The organism is Corynebacterium argentoratense DSM 44202 (genome assembly GCF_000590555.1).
Classification (GTDB): Bacteria; Actinomycetota; Actinomycetes; order Mycobacteriales; family Mycobacteriaceae; genus Corynebacterium; species Corynebacterium argentoratense.
Genome location: NC_022198.1, coordinates 322,620 through 337,177, shown reverse-complemented (window position 1 = coordinate 337,177; position 14,558 = coordinate 322,620). Strand labels below are relative to the sequence as shown.

General features: G+C 58.7%; 17 protein-coding genes and 2 tRNA genes. 14 read left to right on the top strand and 5 right to left on the bottom strand.

What is annotated here, in order from left to right; genetic code table 11:
* Positions 1-813, bottom strand: coding sequence for a biotin--[acetyl-CoA-carboxylase] ligase (locus CARG_RS01665; RefSeq protein ID WP_020975652.1), 813 nt, complete (start codon positions 811-813; stop codon positions 1-3).
* Between the two features lie 106 nt (positions 814-919).
* Here CARG_RS01665 and CARG_RS01660 point away from each other — a divergent pair, with 106 nt between their 5' ends.
* Entirely contained in the window at positions 920-2,563 is a 1,644-nt protein-coding gene (locus CARG_RS01660; protein WP_020975651.1) for an acyl-CoA carboxylase subunit beta, read from the top strand.
* A 36-nt stretch (positions 2,564-2,599) separates the two neighbouring features.
* Here the strand turns inward: CARG_RS01660 and CARG_RS09505 are convergent, their stop codons facing one another.
* Positions 2,600-3,265 carry an SA1002 family membrane protein gene (locus CARG_RS09505; RefSeq protein ID WP_144198459.1) on the bottom strand — a complete coding sequence of 222 codons (666 nt, stop codon included), beginning with the start codon at positions 3,263-3,265 and terminating at the stop codon, positions 2,600-2,602.
* A complete protein-coding gene (locus tag CARG_RS01650) occupies positions 3,234-3,875 on the bottom strand; it encodes a class I SAM-dependent DNA methyltransferase (RefSeq protein WP_020975649.1) in 642 nt (213 codons plus the stop codon). The genes CARG_RS09505 and CARG_RS01650 overlap by 32 nt, the downstream gene beginning before the upstream one ends.
* A gap of 154 nt (positions 3,876-4,029) precedes the next feature.
* On the opposite strand from CARG_RS01650, the gene CARG_RS01645 reads away from it, so the two are divergent.
* The 10 genes from CARG_RS01645 (at position 4,030) to CARG_RS01600 (ending at position 11,360) form a co-directional block, all read left to right on the top strand.
* The gene (locus tag CARG_RS01645; RefSeq protein ID WP_020975648.1) at positions 4,030-5,658 is read left to right on the top strand and encodes an acyl-CoA carboxylase subunit beta; all 1,629 of its coding nucleotides are present in this window, start codon (positions 4,030-4,032) and stop codon (positions 5,656-5,658) included.
* Between the two features lie 12 nt (positions 5,659-5,670).
* Positions 5,671-5,940 carry an acyl-CoA carboxylase subunit epsilon gene (locus CARG_RS01640; RefSeq protein ID WP_020975647.1) on the top strand — a complete coding sequence of 90 codons (270 nt, stop codon included), beginning with the start codon at positions 5,671-5,673 and terminating at the stop codon, positions 5,938-5,940.
* Between the two features lie 26 nt (positions 5,941-5,966).
* Complete coding sequence (locus CARG_RS01635; protein WP_020975646.1) at positions 5,967-6,563, top strand: Maf family protein; 597 nt, start codon at positions 5,967-5,969, stop codon at positions 6,561-6,563.
* Positions 6,564-6,572: 9 nt separating this feature from the next.
* Positions 6,573-7,262 carry a peptidylprolyl isomerase gene (locus CARG_RS01630; protein WP_020975645.1) on the top strand — a complete coding sequence of 230 codons (690 nt, stop codon included), beginning with the start codon at positions 6,573-6,575 and terminating at the stop codon, positions 7,260-7,262.
* On the top strand, positions 7,263-7,901 hold the full coding sequence (locus CARG_RS01625; RefSeq protein ID WP_020975644.1) for a hypothetical protein: 639 nt from the start codon (positions 7,263-7,265) through the stop codon (positions 7,899-7,901). It begins immediately after the preceding gene.
* 24 nt (positions 7,902-7,925) lie between these two features.
* Entirely contained in the window at positions 7,926-9,152 is a 1,227-nt protein-coding gene (locus CARG_RS01620; protein WP_020975643.1) for a hypothetical protein, read from the top strand.
* A 280-nt stretch (positions 9,153-9,432) separates the two neighbouring features.
* Positions 9,433-9,831, top strand: a complete 399-nt coding sequence (locus tag CARG_RS01615; protein WP_041747257.1) for a DUF3151 domain-containing protein — start codon at positions 9,433-9,435, stop codon at positions 9,829-9,831.
* Between the two features lie 19 nt (positions 9,832-9,850).
* Positions 9,851-10,639: a mycolate reductase gene (cmrA, locus tag CARG_RS01610; protein ID WP_041746892.1), complete on the top strand. Its 789-nt coding sequence runs from the start codon at positions 9,851-9,853 to the stop codon at positions 10,637-10,639.
* A gap of 5 nt (positions 10,640-10,644) precedes the next feature.
* On the top strand, positions 10,645-11,253 hold the full coding sequence (gene orn, locus CARG_RS01605; RefSeq protein WP_020975640.1) for an oligoribonuclease: 609 nt from the start codon (positions 10,645-10,647) through the stop codon (positions 11,251-11,253).
* A gap of 34 nt (positions 11,254-11,287) precedes the next feature.
* Positions 11,288-11,360, top strand: a tRNA-His gene (locus CARG_RS01600).
* 162 nt (positions 11,361-11,522) lie between these two features.
* Here CARG_RS01600 and CARG_RS01595 read toward each other — a convergent pair.
* Positions 11,523-11,595: transfer RNA gene (locus CARG_RS01595), tRNA-Lys, on the bottom strand.
* 326 nt (positions 11,596-11,921) lie between these two features.
* On the opposite strand from CARG_RS01595, the gene CARG_RS01590 reads away from it, so the two are divergent.
* Positions 11,922-13,037, top strand: coding sequence for a L,D-transpeptidase (locus CARG_RS01590; protein ID WP_041747256.1), 1,116 nt, complete (start codon positions 11,922-11,924; stop codon positions 13,035-13,037).
* Between the two features lie 59 nt (positions 13,038-13,096).
* Here CARG_RS01590 and CARG_RS01585 read toward each other — a convergent pair whose 3' ends face one another.
* Positions 13,097-13,375: a DUF3618 domain-containing protein gene (locus CARG_RS01585; RefSeq protein WP_020975638.1), complete on the bottom strand. Its 279-nt coding sequence runs from the start codon at positions 13,373-13,375 to the stop codon at positions 13,097-13,099.
* A 65-nt stretch (positions 13,376-13,440) separates the two neighbouring features.
* On the opposite strand from CARG_RS01585, the gene bcp reads away from it, so the two are divergent.
* A complete protein-coding gene (gene bcp / locus CARG_RS01580; protein ID WP_041747255.1) occupies positions 13,441-13,899 on the top strand; it encodes a thioredoxin-dependent thiol peroxidase in 459 nt (152 codons plus the stop codon).
* Positions 13,896-14,528: a TetR/AcrR family transcriptional regulator gene (locus tag CARG_RS01575; protein ID WP_020975636.1), complete on the top strand. Its 633-nt coding sequence runs from the start codon at positions 13,896-13,898 to the stop codon at positions 14,526-14,528. Before bcp ends, CARG_RS01575 begins: the two co-directional genes overlap by 4 nt.
* Positions 14,529-14,558 lie beyond the last annotated feature (30 nt).

Sequence of the window (14,558 nt, the reverse complement as noted above, 5' to 3'; positions counted from 1 at the left end):
TTAGGAATAGGAGCCGTTGCGCAGCCGGACGTGTTCGACGTCGCCTGCGGATAATTCATGGATGACGCCGCGGGGGTCTTTGACCAGCAGTTGTCCACTGTCTGCAATGTCGGTAACGGTGCCGCTGAGGCTGGTGTCTCCTGGTAGTAGGACGCGCACGTCGGCCCCGATGGTGGCGCATGCTTGGCGGTAGTCGCGAAGCAGGGGTTGGATGTCGCCGCGCGCCCAAGCTGACAGCCGCGTGTGAAGTGCGCCCAGCACGCACGCGGCGATGTCTGTGCGATTGAGTGTGTCTGTGCGGGAGGGGTCGGCGAGGGCCAAGGAAATGGCGTGGGGTACGGGTAGTTCCTCTTCGGTAAGCGAGATGTTTAAGCCCAGGCCGATGACGAAGGCGGGCTCGTGGCCGAGGGAGACAGCTTCGGCGAGAATGCCGCAGAGTTTGCGGCCGTCCAGTAGGACGTCGTTCGGCCACTTGAGTGCAGCGTCGTATCCGAGTTCTTTGAGCGCGTCGATGATGGCTAGTCCGGTGACCAGCGGCATGGTGCCTAGGTTGTCTATAGCGTCGGCTCCCGGACGGATGAGGACGGAGAGGATGAGCTGGCTGTTTTCGGGCGCTGTCCATGCGCGTCCCCCACGTCCGTGGCCTGCGGTTTGGTAGTCAGTGAGGGTTGCGGTCCAGGCGGGGGCGCCGTTGTTGGCGGCTGCAACAAGTTCAGTGTTGGTGGACCCCATGGTGGGTGCGTAGTCAATGCGTGCGTAGTGCGGCAGGCTGCGGCGAAGTGCGTCGATATCTAGGGGTTCCCGGCTTGTCATGAGAGCTAGTATAACCCGCCCAAAATATGAGGGATTACTCACATTTAGGGCATTTTCGGGGCGTTTTTGTGGCCAGAAACTAATCAAGCTTCTATAGTTCCAAAACATGACAATTTCCTCACCTTTCCGCATTGATGAACTCGAAGGACCCACCACAGCCACCACGGCGTCAAAAATCGCAGACCTGAAAGCCCGGCGCGCCGAGGCCACCTTCCCCATGGGCTTGCGCGCAGTCGACAAAGTTCACGAGGCCGATCGACTCACCGCCCGTGAACGGCTGGACTACCTGCTCGACGAAGGCTCCTTCGTCGAAACAGACCAATTAGCACGCCACCGCACCCACGCCTTCGGCATGTTTTCCAAGCGTCCTACCGGCGACGGCATTATCACCGGCTGGGGCACCATCGACGGCCGCGAAGTCTGCATCTTCAGCCAAGACGGCACCGTGTTCGGTGGCGCCCTGGGCGAGGTCTACGGCGAAAAGATGATCAAAATCCAGCAACTCGCTGTCGACACCGGCCGTCCCCTCATCGGGCTCTACGAAGGCGCCGGCGCCCGCATCCAAGACGGCGCTGTCTCCCTCGACCTCATCGCCCAGACCTTCTACCACAACGTCCGCGCCTCCGGCGTCGTACCGCAGATCAGCGTCATCATGGGTGCCTGCGCCGGCGGTAACGCCTACTCCCCCGCGCTCACCGACTTTGTGGTCATGGTCGACAAAACATCCAAAATGTTCGTCACCGGCCCCGACGTCATCAAAACCGTTACCGGTGAAGACATCACGCAGGAGGAACTCGGCGGCGCCAGCACCCACATGGAGCTCGCCGGCAACACCCACTACACCGCCAGCAGCGACGAGGAAGCACTCGATTGGGTTCACGACCTTGTCGGCTACCTGCCCAGCAACAACCGCACCCTCGCGCCAATTGGAGATTATGACGCCGAGGAAGGTTCCATCGCAGACAACCTCACCGCCGATGACTTGAGCCTCGACGAAATCATCCCGGACTCCCCCAGCGTGCCTTACGATGTCCGCGACATCATTGAAAAAATCACCGACGATGGTAACTACCTCGAGATTCAGGAAGACCGCGCAGCTAACGTCGTCATCGCTTTTGGTCGGGTCGAAGGGCAGTCCGTCGGCTTCGTCGCCAACCAACCCACCCAGTACGCGGGCTGCCTTGACATTGACGCCTCAGAAAAGGCTGCGCGCTTCGTCCGGACCTGCGACGCCTTCAACATCCCCATCGTCATGCTCGTGGACGTCCCTGGCTTCCTCCCCGGCGCCGGCCAAGAATACGGCGGCATCCTGCGCCGCGGCGCCAAGCTGCTCTACGCCTACGGAGAAGCAACCGTTCCGAAGATTACCGTCACCATGCGCAAAGCCTACGGCGGAGCCTACTGCGTGATGGGCTCTAAGGGCCTGGGCGCAGACCTCAACCTTGCATGGCCAACCGCGCAAATCGCCGTCATGGGTGCCGCCGGAGCTGTTGGCTTCCTCCACCGCAAAGACATCGCTGAAGCTAAAGCCCAGGGCTTGGACGCTGAAGAACTCGCGGAGCTCATCGCCAGCTTCGAACGCGAATACGACAACTACATGCTCACCCCCTACCTTGCTGCGGAACGCGGCCTGATTGACGCCGTCATCCTTCCCAGCGAAACCCGCGGACAAATCGCCCGCAACCTGCGCTTACTGCGCGATAAAAATGTTGCCCGCCCGGCGCGTAAACACGGAAACATCCCCCTGTAAAAACCCTTGCGATCGCGGCCCAGAGCGGCCGCAGACTCAGTGCGCTGCAGCCGCACGTGCAGCATCATGCTTGGCTGCCATGTTGCCCATCACGATCGCCACCCACACGCTAAACAGCAAGGGCAGCATGGTGAGGTTGAGGTTGTCCGGGTTCAACACCCCATCAAAGACCACTTTGATGCCGTCAATCTCGTGAACCTTGTCTGCTGCATGGGTGAGCTCGTTAAACACCAACTGATAGACGCTCAAATAAATAGTGGACCATTGGATGAAGTACTCCTCCAACTGCGAGTGCGCGGCGGAACGCCTCAACCACGGGATCCTGCGCGCAAGCTTGCGGTGCGCCCACGCCGCACTAATACCCGTCATACATAAAACAATGAGCACCGGCACCATCAAGTGCTCAGTCGACACACTAAACGAGGTGTATATAGCGCTTTCATCCACAGACGGGGCAAGTGCTGCGATCAGGTACACAAGCGCACCCGCACCCACGAGAAACAGCACGAACGTCACGATGCACTCGACTGCGGTCAGCGCCAGCGAACCCATCACCTTGGCAATCAGCCACACTCCGTCGCGCCCACGCTCCGGTCGAATAACATGACCGGCCGCAACCATAATCAGCGCAATACCGGCTAGTTGTAAAGCAAGATGCATCGCCGCGACCTCACTGCCCAGCAAGCGCTCGGGCCGAAGCAAGAAACACGGTGTAGGCGTGGCTGATCGTTGAGTCAGCATGATCGGGTTTAGAACCAACGAACCCATCATCAATAGTGACGCCGGATAACCCTGCTGACTCAAGTGCTTCGACAAAACCATCACGATTGAAACCGTCGATGGGTGTATCCAGGTGCGCGTGGAAAAACTCCTGCCCCTCATCAAGGTCCGCGACGAACAACCAGCCACCCGGACGCAACAGTGCTGTGCATGAGGCAAGTGCCCCCGCGACGTCATCAATATGATGGAAAGCCATGGAACTGACGATCACATCGACCGGGGCGAACTGCTGGGCGACCTCTAGGCTATCGACAACAAGCAACCCGCGTTCGCTAGCACGCTCGCGCATCTGGGCGGAAGGGTCAACCCCCACCACGGTCACGGAACAATCCCCACCGCGCGCGTCGACAAGCCCGCGAGCAAACGACGAGCCGAGGACCCCAGTGCCGCAGCCCAAGTCAACAACAGTGACACCATCAGGCCCGCCAGGCAGAGGTGACATCTGAGAGAGCATCTGTGCGGCGAGGGCGCGGGTGCGCTCCAGGCGAATAGGAGTGTCCCACTGGGGTGCTTCCTCATCGAAGTTCGTCATGCCCGCCAGCTTAGGAGCACAGCACGACAAGCACCCCCTAGACGCGGCAATGAGCATCTCATTACCCCCACATTAGTGGGGCAAGCCACGTTTTCGGGAAATTTTTTTCCGTTCAGCCCCCTAAACGCCACCATGAGCCTCTAGACTAAGTCGCATGACCGCTGCACAGATTAACGACGCTTCCGACAAGCCCGACCTCACGACCACCGCTGGTAAGCTCGCCAACCTGCGTTCTCGAATCGCAGAAGCCCATGCCCCCATGGGTCAGGCAGCCATCGAAAAGTCCCACGAGGCCGGCAAGAAGACCGCCCGCGAGCGCATCGAATACCTTCTCGACGAAGGCTCCTTCATTGAGGTCGACGCCCTCGCCCGCCACCGCTCCAAGAACTTCGGCCTCGACGCCAAGCGCCCCATCACCGACGGCGTCGTCACTGGCTACGGCACCATCGACGGCCGCAAGGTCTGCGTGTTCTCTCAGGACGGCGCCGTCTTCGGTGGTGCACTGGGTGAGGTGTACGGCGAGAAGATCGTCAAGATCATGGACCTAGCCATCAAGACTGGTGTCCCGCTCATCGGTATTAACGAAGGCGCCGGCGCCCGCATCCAAGAGGGTGTTGTCTCCCTGGGCCTGTACTCCCAGATCTTCTTCCGCAACACCCAAGCCTCCGGCGTGATCCCACAGATCTCCCTCATCATGGGCGCATGTGCAGGTGGCCACGTCTACTCCCCCGCACTCACCGACTTCATCATCATGGTCGACAAGACCTCCAAGATGTTCATCACCGGCCCCGACGTCATCAAGACCGTCACCGGCGAAGAAGTCACCCAGGAAGAACTCGGTGGTGCTTCCACCCACATGAGCATGTCCGGCACTTCCCACTACACCGCAGCCGACGATGCAGACGCCCTGGACTGGGTGCGCGAACTGTGCAGCTACCTGCCCAGCAACAACCGCGCAGAAACCCCCCGCATGGAAGCCGACATCATGGTTGGCTCCATCCAGGAAAACATCAACGACTCCGACCTCGAGCTCGACACTCTCATCCCGGATTCCCCGAACCAGCCGTACGACATGAAGGACGTCATCACCCGCGTCGCAGACGACGGTGAGTTCTTCGAAATTCAGGAGGGCTACGCCGAGAACATCATCATCGGTTTCGCCCGCGTCGAAGGCCGCTCCGTCGGCATCGTGGCCAACCAGCCGATGCAGTTCGCTGGCTGCCTGGACATCAAGGCCTCCGAAAAGGCCGCCCGCTTCGTCCGCACCTGTGACGCCTTCAACATCCCGATCATCGAGTTCGTCGACGTTCCCGGCTTCCTCCCCGGCACCACACAGGAATACGACGGCATCATCCGCCGCGGCGCCAAGCTGCTGTACGCCTACGCAGAAGCCACCGTCGGCAAGATCACCGTCATCACCCGCAAGTCCTACGGTGGCGCACACTGCGTGATGGGCTCCAAGGACATGGGCGCCGACATCGTGCTGGCATGGCCGACCGCCCAGATCGCCGTCATGGGCGCATCCGGCGCCGTGGGCTTCATCTACCGCAAGGAGCTCAAGGCCGCTGCCGCTGAAGGCAAGGACGTTGCTGCCTTGATGAAGGAATACGAGAAGGAATACGAAGAAACTCTCGTCAACCCCTACATGGCTGCAGAGCGCGGCTTCGTCGACGCCGTCATCCCGCCCTCCGAGACTCGCGGCCAGATCATCGAAGGCCTCCGCCTGCTTGATCGTAAGGTCGTCAGCGTTCCGGCTAAGAAGCACGGTAATATTCCGCTGTAAAGGAGCGTGAAAGTGTCTGAAAACCCAGAAAACACAAGCGATAGCGGCGAGCAAGACGCCACCGCAACCCCTCCGGCGAAGCCGTTTTTGGAAGTCATCAACGGCAACCCGGACGCCACCCAGGTTGCTGCCATCACCACCCTGTTCGCGGTGATGGCAAACAATGCAGCAGCACAAGACGCCGCTGAAAAAGACCGCAACCGTTGGGGCGATGTGGAAGAGCGCCTGCGCAAGCCAGTGACCTACAACCCCAACGCTTTCAGGAATGTAACCTTCTACTGATCACCAACAAGCACTAGCCTTGCAGTATGAAGATCGTTCTCGCATCAGGCTCCGCTTCCCGGCTCAGCATTCTTCGCAATGCCGGGGTGGAGCCTTTTGTCGACCCACCCAATGTCGACGAACAATCCATCATCACGTCGCTTAATGACGCCGAGCCTGCGGACGTACTCACCAGCCTTGCCGCCGCAAAGGCCGCAGCAATCGCCGGCAAGCACCCCGACGACGTCATCATCGCCGCCGATTCCATGCTGCTGCTCGACGGTGAGCTTCAGGGCAAACCCCACACGGTCGAAGCAACGATTGAACGCTGGAAGAACCAGCGCGGTAAAACCGGCCACCTCATGACAGGGCACTGCATCATCTCGCCCGGCGGGCGTGCAGTGTACGAGCACGTCGCCTCCACAACGGTGACGTTCGGCATCCCCTCCGACTACGACATCGAACGCTACGCGGCGTCAGGCGAACCACTTCCCTGCGCCGGAGCATTCACATTGGAGGCACTAGGTGGCTGGTTCATCGACCGCATCGAAGGAGACCCATCCAACGTGATCGGGCTGTCACTGCCGGTAGTGCGGGCTGCGCTGTACAGTTTCGGTCTGCATGTATCCCAATTCTGGAAGTAGTATCGACCTATGACTTTTTCTATTCACCGCCGTCGCCTCTCCGCTGCAGCCTCCATTGTGTCCATCGCTGCAGCGGCGGCTTCGTTAAGCGCGTGCGGTGATGACGCACCGGGCCACCATTCAGCTTCTGGTGATGTCCATTGCGATTACAGCACCACTCCCTCCCAGGCCAAGCCCGGTACCACCGTCCCCTCCGGGGGTCCGGCCACCGAGGATGTCACGCTGACACTGGAAACAAACCGTGGCGAAATTCCCATCGAACTGCATGCCGACAAAGCCCCGTGCACGGTAGCAACCATCACCCACTTAGCCCAGGAAGGCTACTACGACAACACGATCTGTCACCGCCTGACCACCAGTGGATTGTTTGTCCTACAATGCGGTGACCCCACGGGCACTGGCAGCGGCAACCCCGGTTTTAAATTCGCTGATGAGTGGCCGGTGGGCGAAAGCAGCAAGGGCAACCTCTACCATGCAGGCACCGTGGCGATGGCAAACTCTGGCCCTAACACCAACGGTTCGCAGTTCTTCATCAACTACGAGGATTCCCCCCTGCAGCCGGATTACACCATCTTCGGCGAGGCCACCGGTAACGGTTTAGACGTAGTGCGGGCGATTGCCGAAAAGGGCACCGTCGACGACATTCCTTCCGGCCCGCCAGCGGAAAGTGTAGAGATCATCAAGGCACGGGTGAACTAAATGGATAAGCTGCTGCTCATCATCCTGATCATCCTGGGGCTTTCTGCCCCAACGGTTGCAGGCGCGCCCCCGCAACAGCTTCCCCAACAGTTGCAGTCCCGCATCAATGGTGCCGTTGCTGCTTTCACCCACCACCCACTAGTTCAGCGCCTGCTGCCTGGCATTGAGCAGCGTGTGCCGAATTCCAGTAGTGAAGTCTCCACACCTGAACCTCTGGTCGCACAAACCGGTAGCGATATCTTCGTCAACAACATCTACATTGGCCAGACGTTTTTCGAGATCCGCAACGCTCACCCGGATTTTCCCGCAGCCGGCGTGATCGAGCCCTCCCCCACCGGCGAGAACAATAACGTGATCGATTACAAGGGTGCACGCTACTTCTTTGAACGTAATGCCCTGGTTGGCATTTCGGTACCCCGCACCCCCGAATTGCTGCACACTGGCATGCCGCTGGAAACGGCCCGCATCCGCTACGGAGAGCCCGTCCGCGGCTTCGGCCTAGGCGACGGTAGAACTTTTGCGGTGTTCCCTGCGCTGCCCGACCGCGATCTTGCGTGGGTGATGCAATACAACGACATGACGATCACCCAGATCCATCTGCGGCCGGGCTTAGCTAGTTACATCGCCGACGGCAAGTAGACAACCGCTGGTAGGTTGGGCGGCATGAGATTTTCTGCTGCATCTGCATTGTTAGTCACCCCCCTTGTGCTCTTGGGCGCTGTGACTGCTTGTTCGAACGACACTGCCGAGGATTCCCCCGCGGCCTCTGATAGTTCCAGCAGCACGGCAGCCGACTCCCCTGCCAAGGCTTCGAACAAGTCAGAGGACTCACAGCACCCGAAACTCAGCGCCACCGGGTTGGGCGACATTGCGCTGGGCGACAAGGCCCGCGACGTCATTAAGAAACATGACCTGAAGGAGCCCAAGCCTGCCAAAGAGCCCGTGTGCGCGGACGAGCTATGCCCACCGGAGGGCACGCTGACGTCCACGACATTCGGCGGTTTCACGCTGTTTTTCGTTGATGACGCCCTGGTGCGCATCGAGGCTGATAGTGATGACGCCGCGACGGATTCGGGGATCCACATCGGTTCCCCGCTCAGCGAGGTTGACGCGGCGCTACCTGATCCGAGCTGGACGCTGATGTTGGATCAGCCGACCCGGTTGTACGCCAACGACAACTCGACATTGTTGGTGCAGACCAATGAGGATTCAGTGACGGGCATTGCTCTTATCCCGGCGATTTTAAAGGCTGAGGGTAACAATAATCCGCCAACCCTCTTCCAGCCGGAGGCCTTGGGTGGAGGTTCATACGTGAATGTGTCAGATATGCCGGTCGCCCAGCCGGGTGCTGTGTCGAAGCTTGCGCAGCAGGCTGATGGCCAGGAGGAAGGGCACCGGACGTTCTTCTACACGGTGACGCCGTTTAATCGTGCAGGTCAGGTGTCGACGGATTGGACGTTGACGTCGGCGATGGAGTCTGCGCCTGTGGTCTGCAGCCGCAATACGGGTATTTCCGGTGTGCCGGCGGACATGTTGGTGTGTGGCCAGAAGAATAACCCGGCGTCCAACATGGCGTGCGTGGATAATGCGCCGAATGCGGTGACATGCATTAAAAACGCTGCGACCGGGGAGTTACAGCAGCTGCCGTTCAGTGGGGAGTTTATCGATTCCACGGCCCCCAACCCCGGGCCCTTTGATCCTTACCAGCTGGCCAGCAAGGTTGATGGCCGCTGGGTCGGGGTGAATTCTGCCTCGGGTGGCAAGCTGAAGTGGCTGGATAGCCGCGGTTACCCGGCGGTCAATAAGGTCGATGCCACTTGGACGTTGCCCGTCGAAGGTGGCGCCGACTTGCCGATTGACCGCGCAGTGTGGGTTGAGTGGGCGGACTAGACGGCCTGAGTGTTTAGGCCTTTGTCTTCGCGGTGAGGTTCATGTCGAACCCTGCGGTGGTGGTGTCGGGTAGCTGGTTGGGTTCGTTCATGAGGGTTCTCCTACAAAGTCGTGTGCTTGAAACGTTGGAGCGCGCTGGGGGTGTCCGGCGCGCTGCCTTCTGCCCGCGTGGGTTGGTGCCCGGGTGCGGTTTTCAAGGTGTGATCCGAATCTAGCCCTTAGGCTGTGGTGTGTGCGTCGCTGGGCGGTGCTTTGCCAGGGCCACCTATACTTTCAAGCTATGAAGGATTTCCTTGCTCCCCCGCCCGTGAAGTTGCCCGTTGATCCTGCTGCGTCTGTGCTTGATGACGCCGCGCCGGTCGCTGTTGCCCGCACGCACCCGACGTCATCATTGGTGTGGGCGCGTTTGGCGGAGCAGGCTCGTGCTGAGGGCGAGGATGTTCAGGCCTATGCTTTTGCTCGCACGGGGTACCACCGGGGGCTGGATGCGCTGCGTGCTAATGGGTGGAAGGGTTTTGGCTCGGTGCCGTGGTCACATGAGCCTAACCGTGGGGTGTTGTTGGCGATTGCCCAGTTGGCGTTGTGTGCTCAGGCGATTGGTGAGGATGCGGAATACGACCGCTGCCGGACGCTGCTGTCGGATTGCGATCCCGCTTGTGTAGAGACGTTGCTGGCGTAACGCCGGTATTGTGGTCAGCATGGCACTTCCACCTTTAAGTACTGGCAGAGCGGTTGTTACTGGCGCATCGCAGGGCATTGGCATGGCGATGGCGCGGGATTTGGCCCATTTGGGTTATGACGTCACGGTGGTCGCTCGCCGACGTAACGTGCTGGAGGAGTTCGCGGCTGAGTTGCCGGGTTCGCCCGAGGTGTTCCCTTGTGATTTGTCGGACCCTGCTCAGCGTGAGCAGTTCAATGAGTACCTGCGCACTACTGATGTGGCTGTGTTGGTTAATTCTGCTGGTATTGCTAGCTTTGGTCCTTTTATGAAGCAAGACTGGGGGTATGAAACCCAGCAGTTTGAGCTCAATGCTTCGGCGGTGTTTGAGGCTACGCGTGCTGTTCTGCCTCAGATGCTTGAGCGGGGTAAGGGGGCTATCTGCAATGTTGGTTCGGCTGCTGGTGATGTGGTGATACCCAATAACGCCACCTACATCTTTACGAAAGCCGGTGTGAATGCGTTCACGGAGGCTTTGCACTACGAGCTGCAGGGCACGGGTGTGCATTGCACTTTGCTGGCACCAGGGCCGGTGCGTGAGGCGCACATTCCGGAGGAGCAGCAGTCGATCGTCGACAAGGTTGTTCCGGACTTTTTGTGGACGACCTATGAGTCTTGTTCCCAGGAGACTCTGCGGGCGATGTCTGCCAATAAGCGCCGTGTTGTTCCTGGCCCGCTGTCGAAGTTCGGCAGCCTTGTTGGACGTGCGTTACCGACGGCGCTTAGCGCCCCTCTGATTGGTTCCTTCTACGCGAAAATGGGTGAATAACAGCGATGGATAACAACCGTCTTGTGTGGGTTGATCTGGAGATGACCGGCCTGGATACCTCCCGGCATGTGATTGTGGAGGTTGCCGCCATCGTTACCGATGGGGACCTCAACCCGCTGGGGGAAGGCATCGATCTTGTTGTTCACGCTACTGATGAGCAGCTCGCGGAGATGGACGACTTTGTCACCAATATGCACACCTCTAGTGGTTTGGTTGACGAGATCCGAGTGTCCACCACGACGCTCGAGCAAGCAGAGGACGCCGTTTTGGCGCTTATTGAGCAGCACTGCTCTGGTGCTGCTCCCTTGGCGGGCAATTCTATTGCCACGGACCGATCATTCATCCGAGCGTTTATGCCCCGCTTAGATAAGGCCCTGCATTACCGCATGGTCGATGTCTCCAGCATTAAGGAGTTGGCACGTCGTTGGTACCCGCAGGTGTACTACTCGCAACCGCCTAAGGGGATGACCCACCGTGCGCTGCAGGATATTCAAGAGTCGATCAAGGAGCTTGAGTACTATCGCGCGGCTGTTTTTGTTCCGCAGCCGGGCCCTTCTAAGGAGTATGCGGAGCGTATAGCCAGCGGTTTTGTTAAAAGTGCGGAACCCAACTAGTATGTAAAACCGCTGCTTGAAAAAGCTAGCGATGGTGGCTGTAGTTCAGCTGGTAGAGCACCAGGTTGTGATCCTGGGTGTCGCGGGTTCGAGCCCCGTCAGCCACCCCGATTGAAATGCCCCGTGTTGGTTTTCCAACACGGGGCATTTTTGTGTGTGAACAGAACCCCACCCCACCAAACTGATGCCAAAAACCAGGGCCAAAACTATGATTTTCGACATATAAAAAATCCCCTAACCGGGAATATTTCCTGGTCAGGGGATAAAAGTGGGCTATCAGGGACTCGAACCCCGAACCCGCTGATTAAGAGTCAGCTGCTCTGCCAATTGAGCTAATAGCCCTCAAGCAATTACTTGCTTTCGTTCGCTGCCGTGCTGGCAACGAAGAGATATATTACGCACCTTTCGCGATGTTGCAAAATCAGCAGGTCAAAGTACACTTTGCCCGGGTTTTAATTCGTTCAGTTTGGCCACTACTGCGCGCGTTATCGTTTCGAAATCGTTTTGGAACGCCATTGTTTCCAACCGGCAGCCCTTTCGACCCCCTGCCTGTAGCAAGTCGGGTGTAGAGTCAGAATCTGATGTTTTTCATTCACAACCGGGAAGTTCAGCGAGTGAAGTTTTTTAATCGATCACGCCCAGCCATCGCAGCGGCACTCACATGCGCCATGCTCGTTCTGGCTGGCTGCACCATCGATCGGGGCTCCCAAGAAGAAGCCGCCGCAGCTTCTTCTGAAAAGAAGCTTCCTCCCGTCGCATCTGTGGACAACGGCGAGACAGACGTCAACCCCGCCGAGCCCATTACAGTCAAGGCCTTGTCGGGCACGTTGTCGGACGTCACCATGACCAATCAGGACGGCAAGGTCATCGAGTCCAAGCTGAGCGCGGACAAGAAGAGCTGGACGACGGACGAGCCCTTGGGTTTCTACCGCACGTACACCATCGTCGCGCATGATACTGAGGGCGGAACCTCCACTATCGAGTTCTCCACGACGGAACCGGCAGCTGTCGCTGACGCTTATCTGTCCCCCCTTGCCGATTCCACGGTCGGCATTGGCCAGGTGATCAGCATTCACTTCACCCAGTCCATTGTTGATCGGAAGGCTGCCCAGGACACCGTCAGCATCACCACCAACCCGCCGGTGGAGGGCGCTTTCTACTGGTTGAACGATCAGGAGCTGCGCTGGCGCCCGAAAGACTTTTGGACGCCCGGCACCACGGTCGATGTTGATGTGAAGGCCTATGGCGCGAACTTGGGCGGCGGCATCTACGGTGACGGCGACAATCACACCAACTTCACGATTGGTGACGCAGTCATCGCCACCGCTGACGACAACACGAAGCAGATTACGGTCACCCGCAACGGTGAAGTTATCAAGACGATGCCCACGTCTATGGGGTCGGCGAAGTTCCCCACCCCCAATGGCACCTACGTTGTTGGCGACCGTAATGCGGATCTGATCATGGACTCCTCCACCTACGGCTTGGCCATCGACGCTCCGGACGGGTACCGCACCGATGTGAAGTTTGCGACCCAGATGTCGTGGTCCGGTATCTACGTCCATGCTGCACCGTGGTCCGTGTGGGCACAGGGTAGCCAGAACACCTCGCACGGCTGCCTCAATGTGTCCACGGACAATGCGCAATGGTTCTTCAACAACATGAAGCGTGGTGATCCTGTGATCGTCAAGAACACCATTGGTGGCACCCTTTCTGGCTATGACGGTTTGGGGGACTGGAATATCCCGTGGGCGGAGTGGAGTGCCGGTAACGCCGACGACTAGCGGGCATGAAGAAACCCCTTGGTTGTGAACCAAGGGGTTTTTCGTGTGTGGAGGGCGTTTTACTTGCGCTCTTCCAGGTACTTCTTGATGGCCTTGAGCTCTTTGTTGCGCTTGCGGCTGCGGGAGATGCTGAATGCGATGCCTGCGACCACAACAGCGGTCACGCCTGCGACGATGGCCTGAACCTTGGGGTCCTTGAGCTTTTCAGCTGCGCTGGTTTTTGCGTCTTCAACCAGGTTGGCGGGCTTGCCGCGTTCGGCGAGTTGGTCGAGGGTGCTAGCCAGCTGGTTGCGGGTGCGTTCGATGTCGCGTTGGATGTCGTTAATGTCGCGTGCCATTGGTGCAGTGCTCCTTTTGTTTACTGTTAACGCACCCATCCTAACAGCCAGGTACAGTAGTGGGCATGTCTGAGCGTTTGGCCATTGGTGATATTGCCCCCGCGTTTACCCTGCCTGCCGATGATGGTTCACAGGTAAGCCTGTCTGATTTCGGGCGCGTGCTTGTTTATTTCTATCCGAAGGCATCCACGCCTGGGTGCACGAAGGAAGCGTGCGATTTCCGCGACGCGTTGTCTCAGCTTAATGACGCCGCGGTGGATGTTGTCGGCATTTCGCCGGACAAGGTTCCAGCACTTGCGAAGTTCCGCGACAATCAAGAGTTAAATTTCCCGTTGTTGTCGGATGAGGACAAATCCGTGATGAAGGCCTGGGGCGCTTTCGGGGAGAAGAAGAATTACGGCAAGGTTGTTCAAGGGGTCATTCGTTCCACCTTTTTGGTGGAGGACGGCAAGATCGCTTTGGCGATGTATAACGTGAAGGCCACTGGGCATGTTGCTCGTGTGTTGCGTGAGCTAGACCTGTGATTTTAGTTCCGCGGCGTCGTCCTGCTCAGCAGCGCAGTCGTGAGCGTTTTGACCGTATTTTGGCGGCGGCTCGCACTGTGCTTGTTGACGTGGGGTTTGAGTCTTTCACTTTTGATGAGGTGGCGAAGCGTGCTGAGGTTCCCATCGGGACGCTGTATCAGTTTTTCGCGAACAAGTATGTGTTGATTTGCGAGCTTGATCGTCAGGATGCTGCTGGCATTGTGTCTGAGTTGCGTAGTTTCGCTACGCGGGTGCCGGCGTTGCAATGGCCGGACTTTTTGGATGAGTTCATTGATCACTTGGCTGGTTTGTGGCGTGATGATCCTACGCGTCGGGCGGTATGGCATGCGATTCAGTCAACTCCAGCGACCCGCGCGACTGCTGCGGAGACTGAGCGAGAGATGCTTCAGTTGATCGCTACGGTGATGAAGCCTCTGGCGCCTGCGGCACCGGAGTCGAAGCGGATGGAGCTGGCTGGGATTTTGGTGCACACCGTGAGTTCTTTGTTGAACTTCGCTGTGCGTGATGAGGGGGAAGAGGGCGCGGTGTCGGATGCGAGCTTCGATACCACGGTGAAGGAGATCAAGCGGATGCTTGTGGCGTATTTGTTTGCGGTGGCCACTGGCTAACTGCACAGCTTCTGGTTGGTTGTCATGTCG

Excerpts from the sequence above, each read along its gene's own strand:
- CARG_RS01665 (WP_020975652.1), bottom strand. The coding sequence starts at position 813 with ATGACAAGCCGGGAACCCCTAGATATCGACGCACTTCGCCGCAGCCTG.
- CARG_RS01660 (WP_020975651.1), top strand. The coding sequence starts at position 920 with ATGACAATTTCCTCACCTTTCCGCATTGATGAACTCGAAGGACCCACC.
- CARG_RS01650 (WP_020975649.1), bottom strand. The coding sequence starts at position 3,875 with ATGACGAACTTCGATGAGGAAGCACCCCAGTGGGACACTCCTATTCGC.
- CARG_RS01645 (WP_020975648.1), top strand. The coding sequence starts at position 4,030 with ATGACCGCTGCACAGATTAACGACGCTTCCGACAAGCCCGACCTCACG.
- CARG_RS01635 (WP_020975646.1), top strand. The coding sequence starts at position 5,967 with ATGAAGATCGTTCTCGCATCAGGCTCCGCTTCCCGGCTCAGCATTCTT.
- CARG_RS01630 (WP_020975645.1), top strand. The coding sequence starts at position 6,573 with ATGACTTTTTCTATTCACCGCCGTCGCCTCTCCGCTGCAGCCTCCATT.
- CARG_RS01625 (WP_020975644.1), top strand. The coding sequence starts at position 7,263 with ATGGATAAGCTGCTGCTCATCATCCTGATCATCCTGGGGCTTTCTGCC.
- CARG_RS01620 (WP_020975643.1), top strand. The coding sequence starts at position 7,926 with ATGAGATTTTCTGCTGCATCTGCATTGTTAGTCACCCCCCTTGTGCTC.
- CARG_RS01615 (WP_041747257.1), top strand. The coding sequence starts at position 9,433 with ATGAAGGATTTCCTTGCTCCCCCGCCCGTGAAGTTGCCCGTTGATCCT.
- cmrA (WP_041746892.1), top strand. The coding sequence starts at position 9,851 with ATGGCACTTCCACCTTTAAGTACTGGCAGAGCGGTTGTTACTGGCGCA.
- orn (WP_020975640.1), top strand. The coding sequence starts at position 10,645 with ATGGATAACAACCGTCTTGTGTGGGTTGATCTGGAGATGACCGGCCTG.
- CARG_RS01590 (WP_041747256.1), top strand. The coding sequence starts at position 11,922 with ATGCTCGTTCTGGCTGGCTGCACCATCGATCGGGGCTCCCAAGAAGAA.
- CARG_RS01585 (WP_020975638.1), bottom strand. The coding sequence starts at position 13,375 with ATGGCACGCGACATTAACGACATCCAACGCGACATCGAACGCACCCGC.
- bcp (WP_041747255.1), top strand. The coding sequence starts at position 13,441 with ATGTCTGAGCGTTTGGCCATTGGTGATATTGCCCCCGCGTTTACCCTG.